Source organism: Priestia sp. JSM ZJ58, assembly GCF_044383985.1.
GTDB classification, from domain to species: domain Bacteria; phylum Bacillota; class Bacilli; order Bacillales; family Bacillaceae_H; genus Priestia; species Priestia zanthoxyli.
On sequence record NZ_JBISEM010000001.1, the window covers coordinates 1,244,140 to 1,260,003 of the forward strand.

The following is a 15,864-nucleotide window of genomic DNA, read 5'->3' on the forward strand; positions in this document are numbered from 1 at the left end:
AAATTAAATATATAAATGCATAGAATTTATTAAATCCCAAATTATAATACAATTGCAAAAGTAAAATAAAAAAACGTATAGTGCACTTTGAATCATTTTAAGGGCTATAAAAGGAGAGAATATACAAATTGGAAAATATCCCTTTTGATAACTTTACAATCAATTTAGATGTTTCAAGAAAAGTGGAGTGGAGTACTGGATTTTTATTCAATATGTTACTGGATAATGTTAGAAATAATATCCATATAATTAATTATACTTCTTTAGATCTTGATAAATTAATAAATAAATATAATTCAGACTTTAACAAAGACGAACCTGATATTCGACAAAAAATTGTTATAGCAAAGGATATTCCTATGAACTTTGTATCTTTAGAGACATATGCTGAAAATTTAAGTGTCGATGATTACTTATTTATTATAGGTGGAGAGAGACTAATATCTTTTTCAAAGACCAGCTCAATAATAAGTACGAAGTTTAATGGTCGAAATGCTAATTTACATTTTATGGATTATGAAAATTGGGGCGTCTTTGTAGATGAGATAGACAAACTATACGGAGATATGCAAAAGAGTTTGCAAGGGATTTTTTTTAATATCTGTGTAGATATAAAAAGTAGAGATTTATTCTTAGAACTATCAGAAGAGTCTGGTAACTTCTCGATAACATGTATTGAGTTATCTAATCAAAATGAAGATTACGAAAAATTACAAAGAGAACTTTTTGAGAAATTTGAAGGCTCTTCACTTTCTGAAATAATTAATCTTTTAGAAAGTAATAAGTCTAAGTTAGAAGACAATACATATAGATACATGAAAGCTTTAGCATATATGCATCAAGGTAATATATCAGAAGCAAAAAAAATTCTTGAATCAAATTACGAGAATTTAAGAAATGAAGAAAAACTCATCTTAGCAGATTTATTAACAACAATAAACGAAAAAGAACGAGCAAAAGAGATTCTTGATGAATTATTCCAATCAGATAAGTACCACAAAGGATTATTACAAGCAATACTTAGGCTAAATGAAGATAGTGATAATCTTACTAAGAAAAAGTGGATAGATATTTCCCTGAAACTAGATCCATTAAATCCAGTAATTAAAGAGTATCATGGTAATTGGTTATCCAATAATGGTGATTATCTGGGAGCAGCCAAAGTTTTTAGAGAAATAAGAGATATTATGGATTTTTCACCTTATTATGAGTTAGTTGCGAGAATAAACGACTTATTAGATGCATCTCCAAAATCAACAGAAGCGCAATCCTACATTTTTAGTATAATCGACGAAAATCCCAAGTTAAAAAATGAGGCAAACTACAGGTTATCTAAATTTCTAATTGATCATAAAAATAGTTATTTCACAGCATACTCAGTTTTAAAGCAATCTGATATGGAAATAGGCGAACCAAGAACCATTGAGATTGCCAAGTTGAAGTTCGAAATTCTAACGGATGTTGTTAAAGGTTCAGAAGCTCTGCGGAAATTAAAGCCTTTTAAAAGGGAGAGAGATGCCAATTTATTGAGGGATGAAAGGGCTGAGACACTGTTAGAGTGTATACCTGTTTTGGCTACAAGCTTTACAGGGTATTTATCCTGGCGTGCTTTTATTTCGGATTCACAGCTGGATGATAATTGGAAGGAAAGTATGTTTATACAATTAAAAGAAAAGATATTAAAAGTACCCATTGATAACTTTGATGATAAATTAGATCATTCATATATAAAAAAAATTGAGGATAGATGGAATAGTTCCAAAGTTTACGAAGGACTAAAGTTGTTAAGAAAAATTAAATCAGGAGAGTTTTTAATAGAAGGGAATTTTAAAGATTTAGATGAGTTTATTAATGTAATTCTTACAGTTAGTGAGTTGTATGGAGACATCCCTTCTCAATTATGGAGTAGATACTACTTATCAGTTATTCTTAGCCAAAAGGGTGAAACTCAATTGGCGAATAACATTGCTCTAAGTATATTTGAATATTATCCCAGAGTAAAAGATAAAAAGATAAAATCCTTAAGTATTTATCTTGGACTGACTGCTTGGGGAAATTCACAATATAGAATAGGAAGAGAAGTTGAAGGAATTGCATGTATAATATCGACCCTTCAATTAGCTCAGCAATTAAATGAATTTGTACCTTTTGTAGAAGAGGGAGTGAATATAGTAGCTCGCTTCCTATCAGATAATAAAAAGATAATTAATAAAGATGATAAATATTTAATAAATAATTTTGTGAATTCATTTAATTCATATAATAACTCAATAGGTCATGTATTACATTTTATCAATGGAACAAGCGATTCAATAATAAATGATTTAGAGAATGATGTTAAATTAGCTAAAACTAAGGATTTAGGTTGGGGTGGTAAAGTTGTAAACCTAGTTTCTGCATACATGGAAAATGAAAGAGCAGATGCGGCAATTAGACTATTGGAAGAGTATGGTGATAAAGCCTTAGAAAAATTATCTGGAAGAATTGATTTGAGATATAAAGTTATTTTAAATTGGGCACAAATTTATTTTTTTCATGTAAGTAATGAGAATGCTATTAAGAAAGCAATTACTTTATTAGAAAAGGGAATGGAGGACATAGAGCACAGACGAAGTGTTCATCACAAAGAAGAAAGAGCTAGTGTCGGAAAGGCATCCGAAGACATCTATAGATTTTATATTCAATTATGTAGTCTATTATTTGGGATTGGTGGCATAAGTAGTAATGATAGGATTCTTATGCAAGAAAAAATAGAGAGCGTACTTCCGAAGATGAACCCTAGGTCAATTATAGAACAAAAAAAATATAATATAACTAAAGAAATCACCTTAGAGATGGAAGAATTAGTTAGAAGAAAAAGCATTCTTACAGAAGAGTACAATAGTCTATTTGAAAAAAACAGGACCAATTTCGAACTAATTAATGATAAGGCTAAGGAAATTGAAATAATCACCAACAAACTAATAGATATGCATCCATATTACAAACCACTTCCTAATCACGAAACAATTAATTTTAAGAATATACAAAGCTTACTAGGAGAAAAAGAGGTGTTTTATCAATATATAGTAACACCAATGACAGTTATTACTTTACTGATTACTAAAGAAAGTATTGAACTTAAAACAAAATTAATTTCTTTAGACAGTGAGGATATAATAGAGTTATCCAAACAATTTAGTTACTTAATTCAAGATGATGATAATCATGATAAAGAGATTGAAAACTTAACTCATAATATCTCTAGAGCTATTGCTGATGAACTAATTAATCATATTAAGCTGAAAGAAATTAGTAGAGTTTATCTTATGCAAGATTTTAAAATGGGACTATTCCCAATATTAATCACTAATATTGATGATTCGTACATAATTGATAGAGTAGAGTCAATCATTAATATAATTGATTATACTTTAATCGGAGATAAGCATAGCTTAGAAAAAGACTTTTTTAGTGTAGCTAATAGAATAATAGGGAAGCCAACTGATATATCATTAAAGACGATTAATGAGTGGTTAATCACTAAAAAAGACAATGATTTTATAGTTTTAGATAATAATTCTGATGATACTAGTAATTTGTCTGAGCTAGCATCTTCTGATTATGTAAATACAGTGATTGTGTATGGTCACGGAGTAACGGACCCTAAAGCGTCTCCAATCGATGGCGCTCAGGGAATTGAAGGTCAAAAAGGTTTAATTCGTTTAGATGAGATTGTAAATAAGTTACAAAATGTAGAGAACCTCATACTAATAAGTTGTAGGGGAGGCTCCCCATACAGTGAAAGTCCTGAGAACTCAACTGGTACTTGGGCAAATATGCTAGAAGGCTTTAACGGAAATATAATATCGTGTAAATGGGATGTTCCAACCAAATCCTCTGTGTTTATTGTAGATGAGATTATTAATCAGATAAAACATAAAAAAGTAAGTATTGATAAAGCTGTAATAAATGCACAAAAAAAGGCTAAGTTAAAATACGATAATCCTATGTATTGGGCTGGTATTGAATTTTGGAAAAATTAATGTCTCAGTATTCAATAAACTGTATAATTTAATCTTTAGTTAAAGCATTGGCTAGCAATATGCTAAGAGAAATAATGTGAAATATCGAGAATTGAAGGTCAAAGTAAAATTCGCTCAGTTAGCAGTTAGATGACTCTAACCTTATTTAATTTTCTCTTTTTATTTGTAAGTTATTTATTGGTGCAATGGCTTCTTTGCATTTATTCGCTTTAGCACCAGAAGAATTATTCCATAAAACCATCCATGAGATTTATTGAGAAACAATGCTTCCAGCTACTGAAGGAATCGACCTAACCTTTCACTGACTAATAACAGTTTAGATTGTGAGGTGAAGAATAGCCCAGCAGGAATTGCTCCGAGGTATCTCCTTTTAGTTGTGATCTGTTCACCTAATGAAGGATTTCTGGTGGATCTCGTCTGCTACGGAAAGACGCTTACACCTTTTAGGCATCCGCACTATGAAATACTTGCTCTTTCTTAGAAGTAGATGTTACAAAAAGAATTCGGATGTATGTGTGAGGAGCTGTACCAATATTCCCGTGCATCCATTTTGTTTCTTCTTCAGATATGTACATTCTTCCTTTTTAAAAAGACAAATTTATAAAATAACATCCTATATAAAGTATAATATTTATATATGAATTTTTTGGGGAGGAAGTTACATGTTACAGATAGTCACTGGGAAATTTTTCACTAAGGAGAGATATGACAGTGAAGCTAGTGGTAAACTATACTCTAACTTCAAATATGGCGGAGAAATAAAACTTTGTCACGGTCAATTGGCAAAAGAACCTTCTGTTAATCATTCTAACATCAATACTTATATTTATAGTTATAAGAGTGGACTAGAAAAAAAAGATGGACCAGGACTTATACAGGTAGGAACAAATGAAGTATTAGAACAGTTGAGTCTCATTTGCTCTTTCACATTAAAGAGTTACTTTAGTAAGGATCAAGAAAAATTAGAAACTCAAACAATAAACAGCAATAATTTTATCCCATCTAGATTCTTAAAAGGTTATTTTGAAAACGAAATTATCGGTACAGGAGAAGATATAAAATTTTTAATTGAAAATGTCTATCAGATATTGAGCCTCCCTCGGGAAACCTATAAAGTGATTATTAAATGTTTAGATCGTTTAGTAGAATCGATTAGAACTGTAAAGTACGATATAAATGCAGCATATTCAATGCTTGTGTATGCATTAGAAACCCTTTCTCAGTCCTTTGATAATTTTACACCTACTTGGGAAGATTATGATCAAAAAGTAAGAAGAAAATTGGATAAAGTGTTTAAAGATTTAAAAGTTGAACAATCAACTGCTTTAAAAGATGTATTGTTGGATTCAGCTCATCTAAAACTCCAAAAAAGATTTATAACATTTATTACTCAGCATTTAACACAGGACTTTTTCACTACGAATGCACAAGGTTTAAAGAGGGCCTTAAAAAAATCTGATTTAGTTCAAACATTAAATAATGCGTATTCTATTAGATCAGGTTATGTTCATCAATTAGTACCAATGATGAATCAGTTAACAATACCTTTAGAGTCGGAAACAGTTCAGTGGGGAAATCAGCCTTATTTGACTTATAACGGCTTGTTTAGACTAACTTATAATGTTATTCAAAGTTTTATAAATAATCATGAAAATCTTGGGCATGAAGAGTGGAATTGGGAAGATGATTTACCTGGAATGATGTATGTTAATTTAGCTCCTGAATATTGGGTCCATAAAGCTGATAACTTCATTCCTGAAGTGTGTAAGCAGAGATTAGAAGGGCTACTCTCAATAATCTCGACTGCTTCTTTTTACGGTAAGGAACAAGGAATTCCTTCAGTGGATAATTTATTGTCTAAGATAGAAGAATTACTTCCACAGGCAAAGAAACAAGACAAACTCCCGATGTTTATTATATATATGATTTATAACGACATAATGGAAGACGAAAAAAGATTAAAATATGAGAGAGTTTATAAGACCCATCAAAGTTTATTGACCGAGTGCAATATTATGACATTAACATATAGTTTACTATTTGAGGAGGAAAGCTGGACTTGGAATCTTGAGGAATGTGTGAAAGTATATAGCCAATATGAAAAGCGTCGTTATAATGATAAAGCATTCTTATTGCCTAGTTTTATAGAAATAATGATGGTATTAGAAATAGGTAATTGTTACTTTGATCAAGGTGATTATATCAATTATAGAAAATACTTGGAAAAGGGGATTTTAGATTTAGCAGGAAGTAAGGAACTACAAGACTTCTTGAGTGATAGTCTTCTTTCAAATTCTAAGGTTGATTTAAATGAATTTATAAATCTAAATAGAAAATTATCTAATTTTATTTAAAGACCCGATGTAAAAACCTTGGTTATTGAATTAAGTGTTTTATCCTCTCTTAGAGAGTCTAGATATTTTTCAGTTTCTACTTAATTATAGAACTAAAAAGAAGCCCACATAAAAAATGTGGGCTTCTTTTTAGTACCGTCTCTTATGTAAAGATCCTCATTTGATACATTTGTTACTTCTCCTTAAATAATAAATAGGATTTTTAAATTCGATTTCTCAAATAACCAATAATACCACCAAAGATTCCTATTGCAAGCGAAATGGGAATAGCTGCTATTCCCCCATAAGCAATCGCAAACCCTAATCCGTCTGCAAGTGATGGATCAGTTATGTGATTTCCTTGTATAGTAACCCAAATTAGTAAAGCACCAACCATTACAACAAAAGAAATAATAGTAGTCAGTAAAAATGCGCTGAAAGCTTTAATCATAGATTCCCCTTCATCCTCAATTATGTAGAGTATTTGTTCTTATTATTATAGTAACAATAATCGGGAAAACTTTAGAGTTTGTGTTGAATAAAGAACGTTTGTTCCTATATAGTGTAGAGAACAAACGTTCTTTTATTTAAGGAGTTCTTTCGATGGATTATGGGCAGCTACCAAACACAGTGATTATATGTATCGATATGAAGGTGTTCTTTGCTTCCGTTTCTTCTGTCATACGGGGCTTAGATCCATTGAAAACAAGACTTGCGGTAGTAGGAGATATCAAAAGGTCAGGATCGGTTGTGTTAGCTGCCACACCCTTATTAAAGAAAGAAGGGATCAAAACGGGAAGTCGCCTTTTCGACATTCCTAAAAGGAAAGATATCCATGTGGTGAATCCATCCATGGAGAGATATATCAAGGCTTCGAACTATATTTCGAGTTTGGTGTTATAGTATGTGGCTCCTGAGGATTTTCATGCGTATAGCATTGATGAGTTGTTTATTGATGCGACAACTTCTTTGCATTTATTTGCTGAAACACCAGCATTCAAGAAGAAGCGCAAATGGGCTTATTTGAAGATATCAATCAGCGTTAAAGAACCCATGCATTGACCAAAACGATAGATGAAATTCGGTTGCGTTATGGAAAGAATAGTATGCTACAGACTTCAAGCTATCTGAATCATTCAACATCTTGTTACCAAAATGGCCTTATTGATGGCCACAAATAATAAAGGAGGAAAAGTATATGACAAACAGAGGGATGAAAAAATGGCACCCATTTGTTAAATATACTACAATAAAAAGAAGATACTATGTCTAGTATGAGAATCTAACAGCCTCTTTTATTACATTATAAAATACTTTAATTCTTACTTATATGATGATAAGAAACTCCGAACATGAGTCAGTTCATATAACAGTTTCAAGGATTCTCATTTTGAGAACTATTTGTTTGTTATAAAATAGAAAAAATATATTCTTAAGAAAGGTAAGAATAATAAAAAGAAATTAAGTGCTGATGAATGTAAATTTAATCATAAAAAGTTTCTTTTTTTTTATATTAATTACAATTAATATTTGATGGATGGAGCTATTATGTTTAATTGAAGGAAGAGGAATTTGAATGGAATTATTTAAAATATTTTACGATATGTGTCTTTGGGTAATTACTTATATCTATAAATTATTAGAATTTATAGATATAAATACAAAATCTTTTATTTGGACGGTTTTTCTCCAATATATTTCATTATTTGGTATATTTGTCTTTCTTTTAGGTGGGATTCAATTGACTATAAGTTCATTTAGAGCTAGTGTAGTAAGGTCTCTCTATGAAAAAAACATTAGAAATAAGAGCTTGAAACGGATATGGTTGACGTCAGAACTTTATTATTTGATAGATAAATTTTTGTTCATAATTACTCCTAATGTTTTTAAATTTTCACCTTATACTAATAATTCATTTGATAAAATTAGTACATTTAGTCTTTTACGGTGGTATGAATCATTAAAAAGTTTTATCTTAACAATGTTTAGTTTTTCAGTTGATAATGTAGTAATTTGGGTATTAATTGTTGGCTACTATGATTCAAATATTATACTGAATGTTATTGATTTCTTCTCTTGGAATAATATCTCTTCTTTTCTCAAAAACCTAGATTTTAAAACTATCAATGCCATTACTAGTTTTGCAACTTTCATTCTCTCTTTTGTTATTTTATTCTTGCTCAGAGTTCCATTCTTGAAGGCAAAGGCAAAAAGGAAGATATATGATGAAAAGTATGAAAAATCAATAAATTACCAAATGAAAAATATATTAGAGCTTGCAAAATGTTTAGTATATTCACAAGAAAATATTGATAAGCTACAATATCAGATAGAGAGTATTACAAATAATTTTTTAGCAGAAATTTCTCAACAAAATAAATATGGAATTTATCAGGATAGACTGGTTATTGATAAATCTTATTGGACTTCAAAGCCTGACAATAGTGAAGAGTTATTCAAAGATTACCTCTCCTATAATAAAGAATTAGAGAATATAGAAGAGAACTTGAAATTAATAAAGGATAATCTTGTTGAGGATGCTTACCGGGAATTAAATAAATCCTTATTCTATGAATTTGTAAATTTAAAAGTAAGTTCCAGAGGAAGTTTTATAGGGGATTATCTTCTAAATCGAGAATCTTTAATTGATTTCTATGATGTGAAACTGAAGAACAACAGACTTCTTATTGAAACTTTTTCTTTAGTTAAGCAGGTTGAAGATGGCTTATTAAGTAAAGAAAAATTTCTTCATAAGTATAATCGGTTTTCTTCTTATACTTATGAAGAAATTATTGAGAAAAAAGAGAAAGAATTAGAAAAAAAAATTTTTGAATTTAGGCGGGATTTAAGAAATAGACTGGAAGAATCAATTTATTATTATATAGTTACTCGGGAATATGTAAATAAGTCTTCGTATAAATCTAGATTAAGTATAAGAGATTGGTTTTTTAGTAAATAAAATTAGAAAGATTTTTTTGCTACCGATAACCAATCTTATGTCAACCCAAGAAAAAGCCTATGTACTTATCAAAAGTACATAGGCTTTTAATAATTAAGATCATTAATATATATACTACTATTACCTCAATAACTGCTTCATCTTCTCTTCTGTCTCATTCTCCTCACGAGGCTGATAAACAGTTACCTTTAATTCAGGTGCATCATATACTTGAAGCGTAATATGGTCCATAATCATTTTTCCTGCCACAGGGTGAATAATGGTCTTTTTTCCACACGGTGTACCTAAAACTTCATGATTAGACCACCACTTGTAAAACTGAGGGCTTTTCTCGCTAAGTTCACTAATCATGGTTTTAAACCACTCATCTCCGACGAAGCGTGTGTAAGCTAGACGAAATTGGGCAATTAGTCGTTGGGCATGATCTTCCCAGTTTTGAAAAAGGTTTTGGTATTCTTGGGAAGTGAAGCAGCGCCACACTGCATTGCGGTTTCGCTCGTCCATCTCGTTAAAGTCCCCAAATACCTTTACAGCAGCTTTATTCCAGTCTACGATATTAAGTTTTTCATCTGTCACATAAGCAGGGCAATGGCCTAATTGGCTTAATAGATTTTTGACAACGCGATCTATATTTTCTCTTTCATTCTGCACGGTTGCAGATGGAAGTGGCTGATTGCCTAGTAAGAATAAATGCTCCATTTCTTCTTTGTTTAATTTAAAAATACGGGATATGGCTTCTAATACTTCGGAAGATACTTGTATATCTCGTCCTTGTTCCAGCCATGTATACCAAGTTATGCCGACTCCTGCTAGTTGAGACACTTCTTCTCTGCGTAATCCTTTAGCTCTTCTTCTCGGTCCAATAGGCAAATTAAAATCTTTTGGAGACAATCGTTCTCGTCTTATCTTTAGAAAATCCCCTAATTCTTTTCTTCGTTCTTTATCGCTTACCATGATTTTACTCCTTTGTGTAGGTAGTACTTTTACTACTAGTATAACTAGACTCCTATTACCATTATAATCCTTATTTTATGATCTAGGTAAGGGAGGTGAAACAGATGGTAGTAAAAGATAGCAAAAAGACGTCTGATCTATCAAAAGGATTAGTACTTTTAATGGCTACAGTTTGTGGATTTACAGTAGCTAATGTCTATTTAAATCAAACCCTTTTAGTAAGCATGTCCGCCAGTTTTCACATTTCTGCAGCCAGCATAGGCATTATAGCTACCTTAGCTCAAATTGGATATGCACTAGGAAATCTCCTTTTAGTACCGTTAGGAGACATCTTCGAACGAAAAAAATTGATTTTGTTTTTATTATTCGCTATATGTATCGTTCTCGCTTTAAACGCTTTATCTATTAACAAAACGTGGATGATGGTTACAAGTTTAGCTTTAGGAATCGTAACGGTTGTTCCTCAAATTATTGTTCCGCTGGCTGCGAATATCGCTTCAGATCATAATAGAGGAAAAGTTTTAGGAAATGTCGCCATTGGATTAGTTTGTGGTATTTTAGGCGCTCGGCTTATTAGTGGTTTTATTGATGTACATTTTGGATGGCGAATGGTGTATTGGACGTCTGCTGCGGCTACACTTTTTATGATTTTGTTAGTTTACGTCTATTTTCCCAAAAGTAAAGGAGGAAAGGGGACCAGTTATAAACAATTGCTCATGTCGTTAGGTCCGCTATTTATAAAAGAAAGAGCCTTGCAACAAGCATGTGTAAGTCAGGGAATGATGTTTGCTTCGTTTAGCACATTTTGGACCACGCTTGTCTTTTTATTACATACACATCCCTATTCGTATGGAAGTGACATGGTAGGGGTAATAGGGTTAGTCGGGATAGCGGGAGCATTTGCTACGCCCGTTATCGGACGTTTAATCGATACAAAAGAGGCGAGGGTTGCAAGTCTTTTGTGTATGTCCATATCTTTACTTGCTTTTATAGACCTTATAAGGGGAGGGTACTGGTTGCCTGGGTTAATTTTAGGAGCTCTTCTCATAACGATAGGAACTCAAGCAAACCAAGTTGCCTGTCAGTTTACTATTTTCCAATTAGGAGAAGAAAAAAGAAGTCGATTAAATGGGTTATATATGGTTTCCACATTTTTAGGTGGTTCACTAGGATCTTATGTGGGTTTACTTGCATGGAGTAAATGGGAGTGGCATGGAGTGTGTGCCATAGCCATGCTGATGATAGTCATTAGCTTTTGTTCTTTAATTCCAATAAGCATTCCTAAAAAACAATAGGAAATTTCATGAATAAGAAAGGGAGTAATATGTAATGAGAACACATACAGATAACTTTCAACGAGGATTAGATATATTAGCTAAGATTGATCCAGAGAACTATAAGGACATAATGGCAGGCTTTGAACAGTCAGCCCTGCCTGATTTAGGAACGTTAGCTGTAGAGTTTAATTACGGGGGAATTTTCTCGAGACCAGGCTTAGACTTAAAGTCACGCCTTCTTGCTGCAGTGGCTGGACTAACTGCATTAGGCAATACGAAACAGCTAAAATTTTATCTAAACGGGGCTTTGAATGTTGGGTGGACACAGGAAGAAATTTTAGAAGCAATGTTACAAATGGTCATTTATGCTGGATTCCCTGTAGCTTTAAATACGATTTTAACAGTTGCCAATGAAGTCTTTTACGAAAGAAATGAAAAGGAGAAACAAAATGATTATTGATAGTCATGCACATGTGGTTTTACCTATAGAGAAACATATTAAAATGATGGATGACAGTGGAATAGATAAAACCGTATTGTTTTCTACTCTTGTTCATCCAGAAAAAAGCAGCAATGTTAAAGAATTTACCACGGAAATGAACAAACTAAATCAAATTCTAAATAACGAGGTAAATCCCGTACAAGCACGCTTAAATGCGCTAGAAGAAGTAAGCGGTGCGATTAAGCAGCACCCAAATCGGTTTGTAGGGTTTGGTTCAGTTCCTCTTTCTTATTCTCCGGGTGATGTAACTCTAAATGACTGGATAGAGAAACTTGTCAAAGAGCAAAAGATGAAAGGTCTTGGAGAATTCACTCTTGGCCCAGGTCAAATTCCATTGTTAGAACCTATATTTAAAGCAGCAAGTGACTATACGTCTTTGCCTATCTGGGTACATACTTTTCATCCTTTGAACTTAAAGGATATTCAAGAGTTATTTCTTCTCACTCAAAAATATGAAAATGTGCCGGTGATATACGGGCATATGGGCGGAATTCATTGGCTACAAACGATAGAAATGATAAAAGACACTAAAAATGCTTACTTAGATATATCTGCATTTTATACAACATACGCCTTGTCGTTGGCTATAAAAGAAATACCTGAAAGAACGTTATTTAGTTCAGATTTTCCATATGGAGATCCATATTTAAATCTACAGGCCGTTAAGCGTCATACATCTAGCGGAGAAGTTACAGACAGAGTGTTAGGTGGAAATATCTCGAATTTGCTTCATATATAAATTCAGCGTTTTTGTGTGATGTTGTGTTGTACGGGATAACTAGCACTGAATTTTAAAATTATTTTCTGCGTTGAAATAAAAAAAGGCAGCCCTCTGTTTGGCTGCCTTTTAAACAAGATTGAACAACTAGAATTACGTTTTATCATTACATATGATGAATTTCATTTGAAATATATCATATTCTGTAGTCCTTCAGTTTCTTAATTCCTCTCTCATAGATAACTTTAAAGACTCACATTGTAAAATCTACTTACTTAATTTTGTTTATTGCTAACGAGAGTGACATGCGGAGTTTTACCTTTTGATTTCCTAGATGAAAGATAAACGCCAGCAAAGATAATAAGTAGTCCAACAATGACATTTGGAGTAATTGTCTCTCCCAGTAGTAAATAACCCCAGACCATGGCCGAGGCAGGGATCAGGTAAGTAACCGTCGCTGCTAATTCAGGGCCACCATTTTTATTGATATAAAAATAGATTAACTGACCCAATCCTGAGCCAAAACAGCCGAGACCCACAATTGCCAGAAGCGGAAGTGGATGAATCAACAAATCTGATTTGAATGGTTCAGTAAACAACATTCCAATTAAACCGATGATAGCACCTGTTAGTAAGGTGAAGGTTGTTATAGTTAATACGCTCACGCCAGACAAAAACCGCTTTGTTAACTGCCCAGCAAGCCCATAGCAGATACAAGCAACAAGCATTGTTCCAATTCCGACAAACCCTTTCCCGAAAATCTGACCAAATTGAAAATCCATTAGGACGAGTATCCCGAAAAAACCGATAAGAATACCGATCCACTGACGTCCGGTAAGTCGATAAGAAAAAAGAATAAATCCGATAAGACCTGTCCAGATTGGAGTGGTCGCATTTAGAATAGAGGCAGTTGTACTGTTTATCTCAGTTTCGCTTAAGGAAATTAATCCCCACGCTAAACCACAGTTAAATATACCAACAACAATTAATGCCTTCCAGGGTAGTTTCTCTTTAACTTTTCTACGCTTCCACCATAGAAACGGGAGCAAGATGATTGCACCTGCTAGACAACGAAAAAATACAATTCCCCATATACCAGCTGAGGGAAGCAGCCACTTCATAAATACAAAAGATAAACCCCAAATGAAACTAAGCCCAATTAAGGCTCCATACAATCGAAACATAATACACCTCCTTACTTCACTTATTATGGCAAATTTTGTTGATTATTTCACTCCGAAATTTTGCTTTGTAGAACATTTTCTCATGTTTTTTTCGTTATCTCGATATCTTTCTCTAGGTATATAAAATATTTCTTTTTTTATAAAATAATAAATTTGACGTTATTCATAGGAATAATTCGGGAAAAGTTTAGAGTTTTTATTGAAAAGGGAACGTTTGTTCTTGTATAATATAGAGAACGAATGTTCTTTTTGATAGGTTCTTTGGATTGATTATGAGTAGCTACCAAACAGAGTCATTATATGTATCGACATTAAGGTATTCCGTGCTTTATTTTTTTCTATTAAATGCAAACGTTGAAGAAGAGGAGAAAATGAGATTGTTGGAGGATATTGTAATCAGCGTAAAAGAAGCCCATGCGCTTGCCAAAACGATTGTTTAAATTTGGCTTTCCCTTTAAGAACACCCCACTATACCATCATCTTAAAAGGAGAAGGTAACCAATATATAAATTATATAAAATTAGTTTTCTAAGGAGAAATAACATTGAACTCTACACTCAATAATTCAGAAGATATAAAAAGGGAAGAAGGACAAAAGCAGCTGCTTGAAAAAAGTCTTCAAGCTCATAGAAATAAAAAATGGATAATCAACTTTACTTGTACTATATCTTTTCTTTTAGCAGTATTATGTTTTTGCTTCCAAGTGCCAGAAGCTATAATTATTACTGTTATCTTACTGTTCATCTGTGTAACTTTCCAAACTGCACATAAAATGTTAGATAGAAAAATAGAGCTGCGCTTGAAACGTATAAAACAGGATCATAGAAAGATCATATTCAAGATAAAATAAATCCTAACTTCCTCCCTATAATTCGACTTACATTTGATTGGTACATTGCATACTCTGTTAGAAACGAAAGTTTTACTGTAATAGATGAGTATGAAATGTATAAAGGAAGCGCTTTTGCAGTTTATTCAAAGTCCAGATATCTAGATTTTATCGAAATTGGTACCATAGCTGACGATATACACCCTGGCCCGTTTAAACACTATGGAATACATGCTTTAAACCATATAATTGATGTGGTTTCAACTGAACCTCCAAGTATTTCAGTAATACAAAGAGATCACGAACCAAAGTGAAAAAATGAGGTTAATATGTAGCACATTAACTATATTAAGAGGGTAGCAATGCTTAAGGAATCAAGAGGTGTTATAAGAAGAGAATAGCTTCGCTATAACATTTTGGAATATTTAAGATATTTAGACGCAATTTCGAGGAAAGACATACAAACCACTTACTATTAATTGAAGAAGCCTATAAACATAAGAGGTAAAAACAATGAAATTTTATGAGGCGTTAACCTATGTAAATGAGAATTTTTATAAACCCAATCACTTCGCTATAAAAGCTATTCGAGAAGAAGCTCAAAATTCAGATTATGGCGCTGGTATCTTTCAGTTAAATTCAAAATCTGTACGATTTAGGGTGGCGAAAACTACACCTAATAAGGTAGGACAGTTTGTATCCTTTTGGGAAAAAGATGCGACTCATAAAAACCAGGCCTTTTCGGATGGAAAAGCTACCGATCTATTAGTTATTAATACCTTCACTAGTACAAATAGATTTGGACAGTTCATTTTTCCAAAAGAAATTCTTTTAAAACAAAAAATCCTTAAAACGGCTACCACAAAAGGTAAGATGGCAATTAGAGTGTACCCGATATGGGATACACCAACTAGCAAACAAGCTATGGAAACACAGAAATGGCAATTAGAATATTTTGTTGAGATAAATGATGCGAACAATTTGCCCCGCCAAAAATTATTAAAGCTATACTCCTAGAAGGGTAACGATCGAAGCCCTACATACGAATTAACAAGTGTACCTTACATATTATAAGCAGGATCA

13 protein-coding genes and 1 pseudogene are annotated in these 15,864 nt (G+C 32.5%); 10 read left to right on the forward strand and 4 right to left on the reverse strand.

The features are described 5' to 3' along the window. The first annotated feature begins 128 nt into the window (after positions 1-128). A complete protein-coding gene (locus ACH6EI_RS06420) occupies positions 129-4,025 on the forward strand; it encodes a CHAT domain-containing tetratricopeptide repeat protein (RefSeq protein WP_310876524.1) in 3,897 nt (1,298 codons plus the stop codon). A 443-nt stretch (positions 4,026-4,468) separates the two neighbouring features. Here the strand turns inward: ACH6EI_RS06420 and ACH6EI_RS06425 are convergent, their stop codons facing one another. Continuing rightward, a complete protein-coding gene (locus tag ACH6EI_RS06425; protein WP_310876523.1) occupies positions 4,469-4,600 on the reverse strand; it encodes a hypothetical protein in 132 nt (43 codons plus the stop codon). A gap of 87 nt (positions 4,601-4,687) precedes the next feature. Here ACH6EI_RS06425 and ACH6EI_RS06430 point away from each other — a divergent pair, with 87 nt between their 5' ends. After that, positions 4,688-6,379: a hypothetical protein gene (locus ACH6EI_RS06430; protein ID WP_108674828.1), complete on the forward strand. Its 1,692-nt coding sequence runs from the start codon at positions 4,688-4,690 to the stop codon at positions 6,377-6,379. A gap of 202 nt (positions 6,380-6,581) precedes the next feature. On the opposite strand, the gene ACH6EI_RS06435 is transcribed toward ACH6EI_RS06430, so the two are convergent. Continuing rightward, positions 6,582-6,809 (reverse strand): hypothetical protein, encoded by a 228-nt coding sequence (locus ACH6EI_RS06435; RefSeq protein WP_108674827.1) that lies wholly within the window; start codon positions 6,807-6,809, stop codon positions 6,582-6,584. 152 nt (positions 6,810-6,961) lie between these two features. Between ACH6EI_RS06435 and ACH6EI_RS06440 the strand changes: the two are divergent. Together ACH6EI_RS06440 and ACH6EI_RS06445 are read left to right on the forward strand one after the other, a co-directional pair. Then, positions 6,962-7,372 (forward strand): annotated as a pseudogene (locus ACH6EI_RS06440) (Y-family DNA polymerase); the annotation flags it as partial. Positions 7,373-7,934: 562 nt separating this feature from the next. Then, a complete protein-coding gene (locus ACH6EI_RS06445; RefSeq protein WP_108674826.1) occupies positions 7,935-9,317 on the forward strand; it encodes a hypothetical protein in 1,383 nt (460 codons plus the stop codon). 120 nt (positions 9,318-9,437) lie between these two features. On the opposite strand, the gene ACH6EI_RS06450 is transcribed toward ACH6EI_RS06445, so the two are convergent. Continuing rightward, on the reverse strand, positions 9,438-10,271 hold the full coding sequence (locus tag ACH6EI_RS06450) for a helix-turn-helix transcriptional regulator (protein ID WP_108674825.1): 834 nt from the start codon (positions 10,269-10,271) through the stop codon (positions 9,438-9,440). Positions 10,272-10,375: 104 nt separating this feature from the next. Between ACH6EI_RS06450 and ACH6EI_RS06455 the strand changes: the two genes are divergently transcribed. Genes ACH6EI_RS06455 through ACH6EI_RS06465 form a run of 3 tightly spaced genes read left to right on the forward strand, consistent with a single transcriptional unit; the run spans position 10,376 to position 12,789 of the window. After that, complete coding sequence (locus ACH6EI_RS06455; RefSeq protein ID WP_108674824.1) at positions 10,376-11,566, forward strand: MFS transporter; 1,191 nt, start codon at positions 10,376-10,378, stop codon at positions 11,564-11,566. A 34-nt stretch (positions 11,567-11,600) separates the two neighbouring features. Continuing rightward, positions 11,601-12,008, forward strand: coding sequence for a carboxymuconolactone decarboxylase family protein (locus tag ACH6EI_RS06460; protein WP_108674823.1), 408 nt, complete (start codon positions 11,601-11,603; stop codon positions 12,006-12,008). Continuing rightward, the gene (locus tag ACH6EI_RS06465; RefSeq protein WP_108674822.1) at positions 11,998-12,789 is read left to right on the forward strand and encodes an amidohydrolase family protein; all 792 of its coding nucleotides are present in this window, start codon (positions 11,998-12,000) and stop codon (positions 12,787-12,789) included. Before ACH6EI_RS06460 ends, ACH6EI_RS06465 begins: the two co-directional genes overlap by 11 nt. Positions 12,790-13,043: 254 nt before the next feature. On the opposite strand, the gene ACH6EI_RS06470 is transcribed toward ACH6EI_RS06465, so the two are convergent. After that, positions 13,044-13,952 carry a DMT family transporter gene (locus ACH6EI_RS06470; protein ID WP_048019380.1) on the reverse strand — a complete coding sequence of 303 codons (909 nt, stop codon included), beginning with the start codon at positions 13,950-13,952 and terminating at the stop codon, positions 13,044-13,046. Positions 13,953-14,224: 272 nt separating this feature from the next. On the opposite strand from ACH6EI_RS06470, the gene ACH6EI_RS06475 reads away from it, so the two are divergent. The 3 genes from ACH6EI_RS06475 (at position 14,225) to ACH6EI_RS06485 (ending at position 15,798) form a co-directional block, all read left to right on the forward strand. Continuing rightward, positions 14,225-14,392 carry a hypothetical protein gene (locus ACH6EI_RS06475; RefSeq protein WP_165573584.1) on the forward strand — a complete coding sequence of 56 codons (168 nt, stop codon included), beginning with the start codon at positions 14,225-14,227 and terminating at the stop codon, positions 14,390-14,392. A 104-nt stretch (positions 14,393-14,496) separates the two neighbouring features. Beyond that, positions 14,497-14,802, forward strand: a complete 306-nt coding sequence (locus tag ACH6EI_RS06480; RefSeq protein WP_108674821.1) for a hypothetical protein — start codon at positions 14,497-14,499, stop codon at positions 14,800-14,802. Between the two features lie 492 nt (positions 14,803-15,294). Continuing rightward, positions 15,295-15,798, forward strand: coding sequence for a MepB family protein (locus tag ACH6EI_RS06485; protein WP_108674820.1), 504 nt, complete (start codon positions 15,295-15,297; stop codon positions 15,796-15,798). The last annotated feature ends 66 nt before the right edge of the window (positions 15,799-15,864 follow it).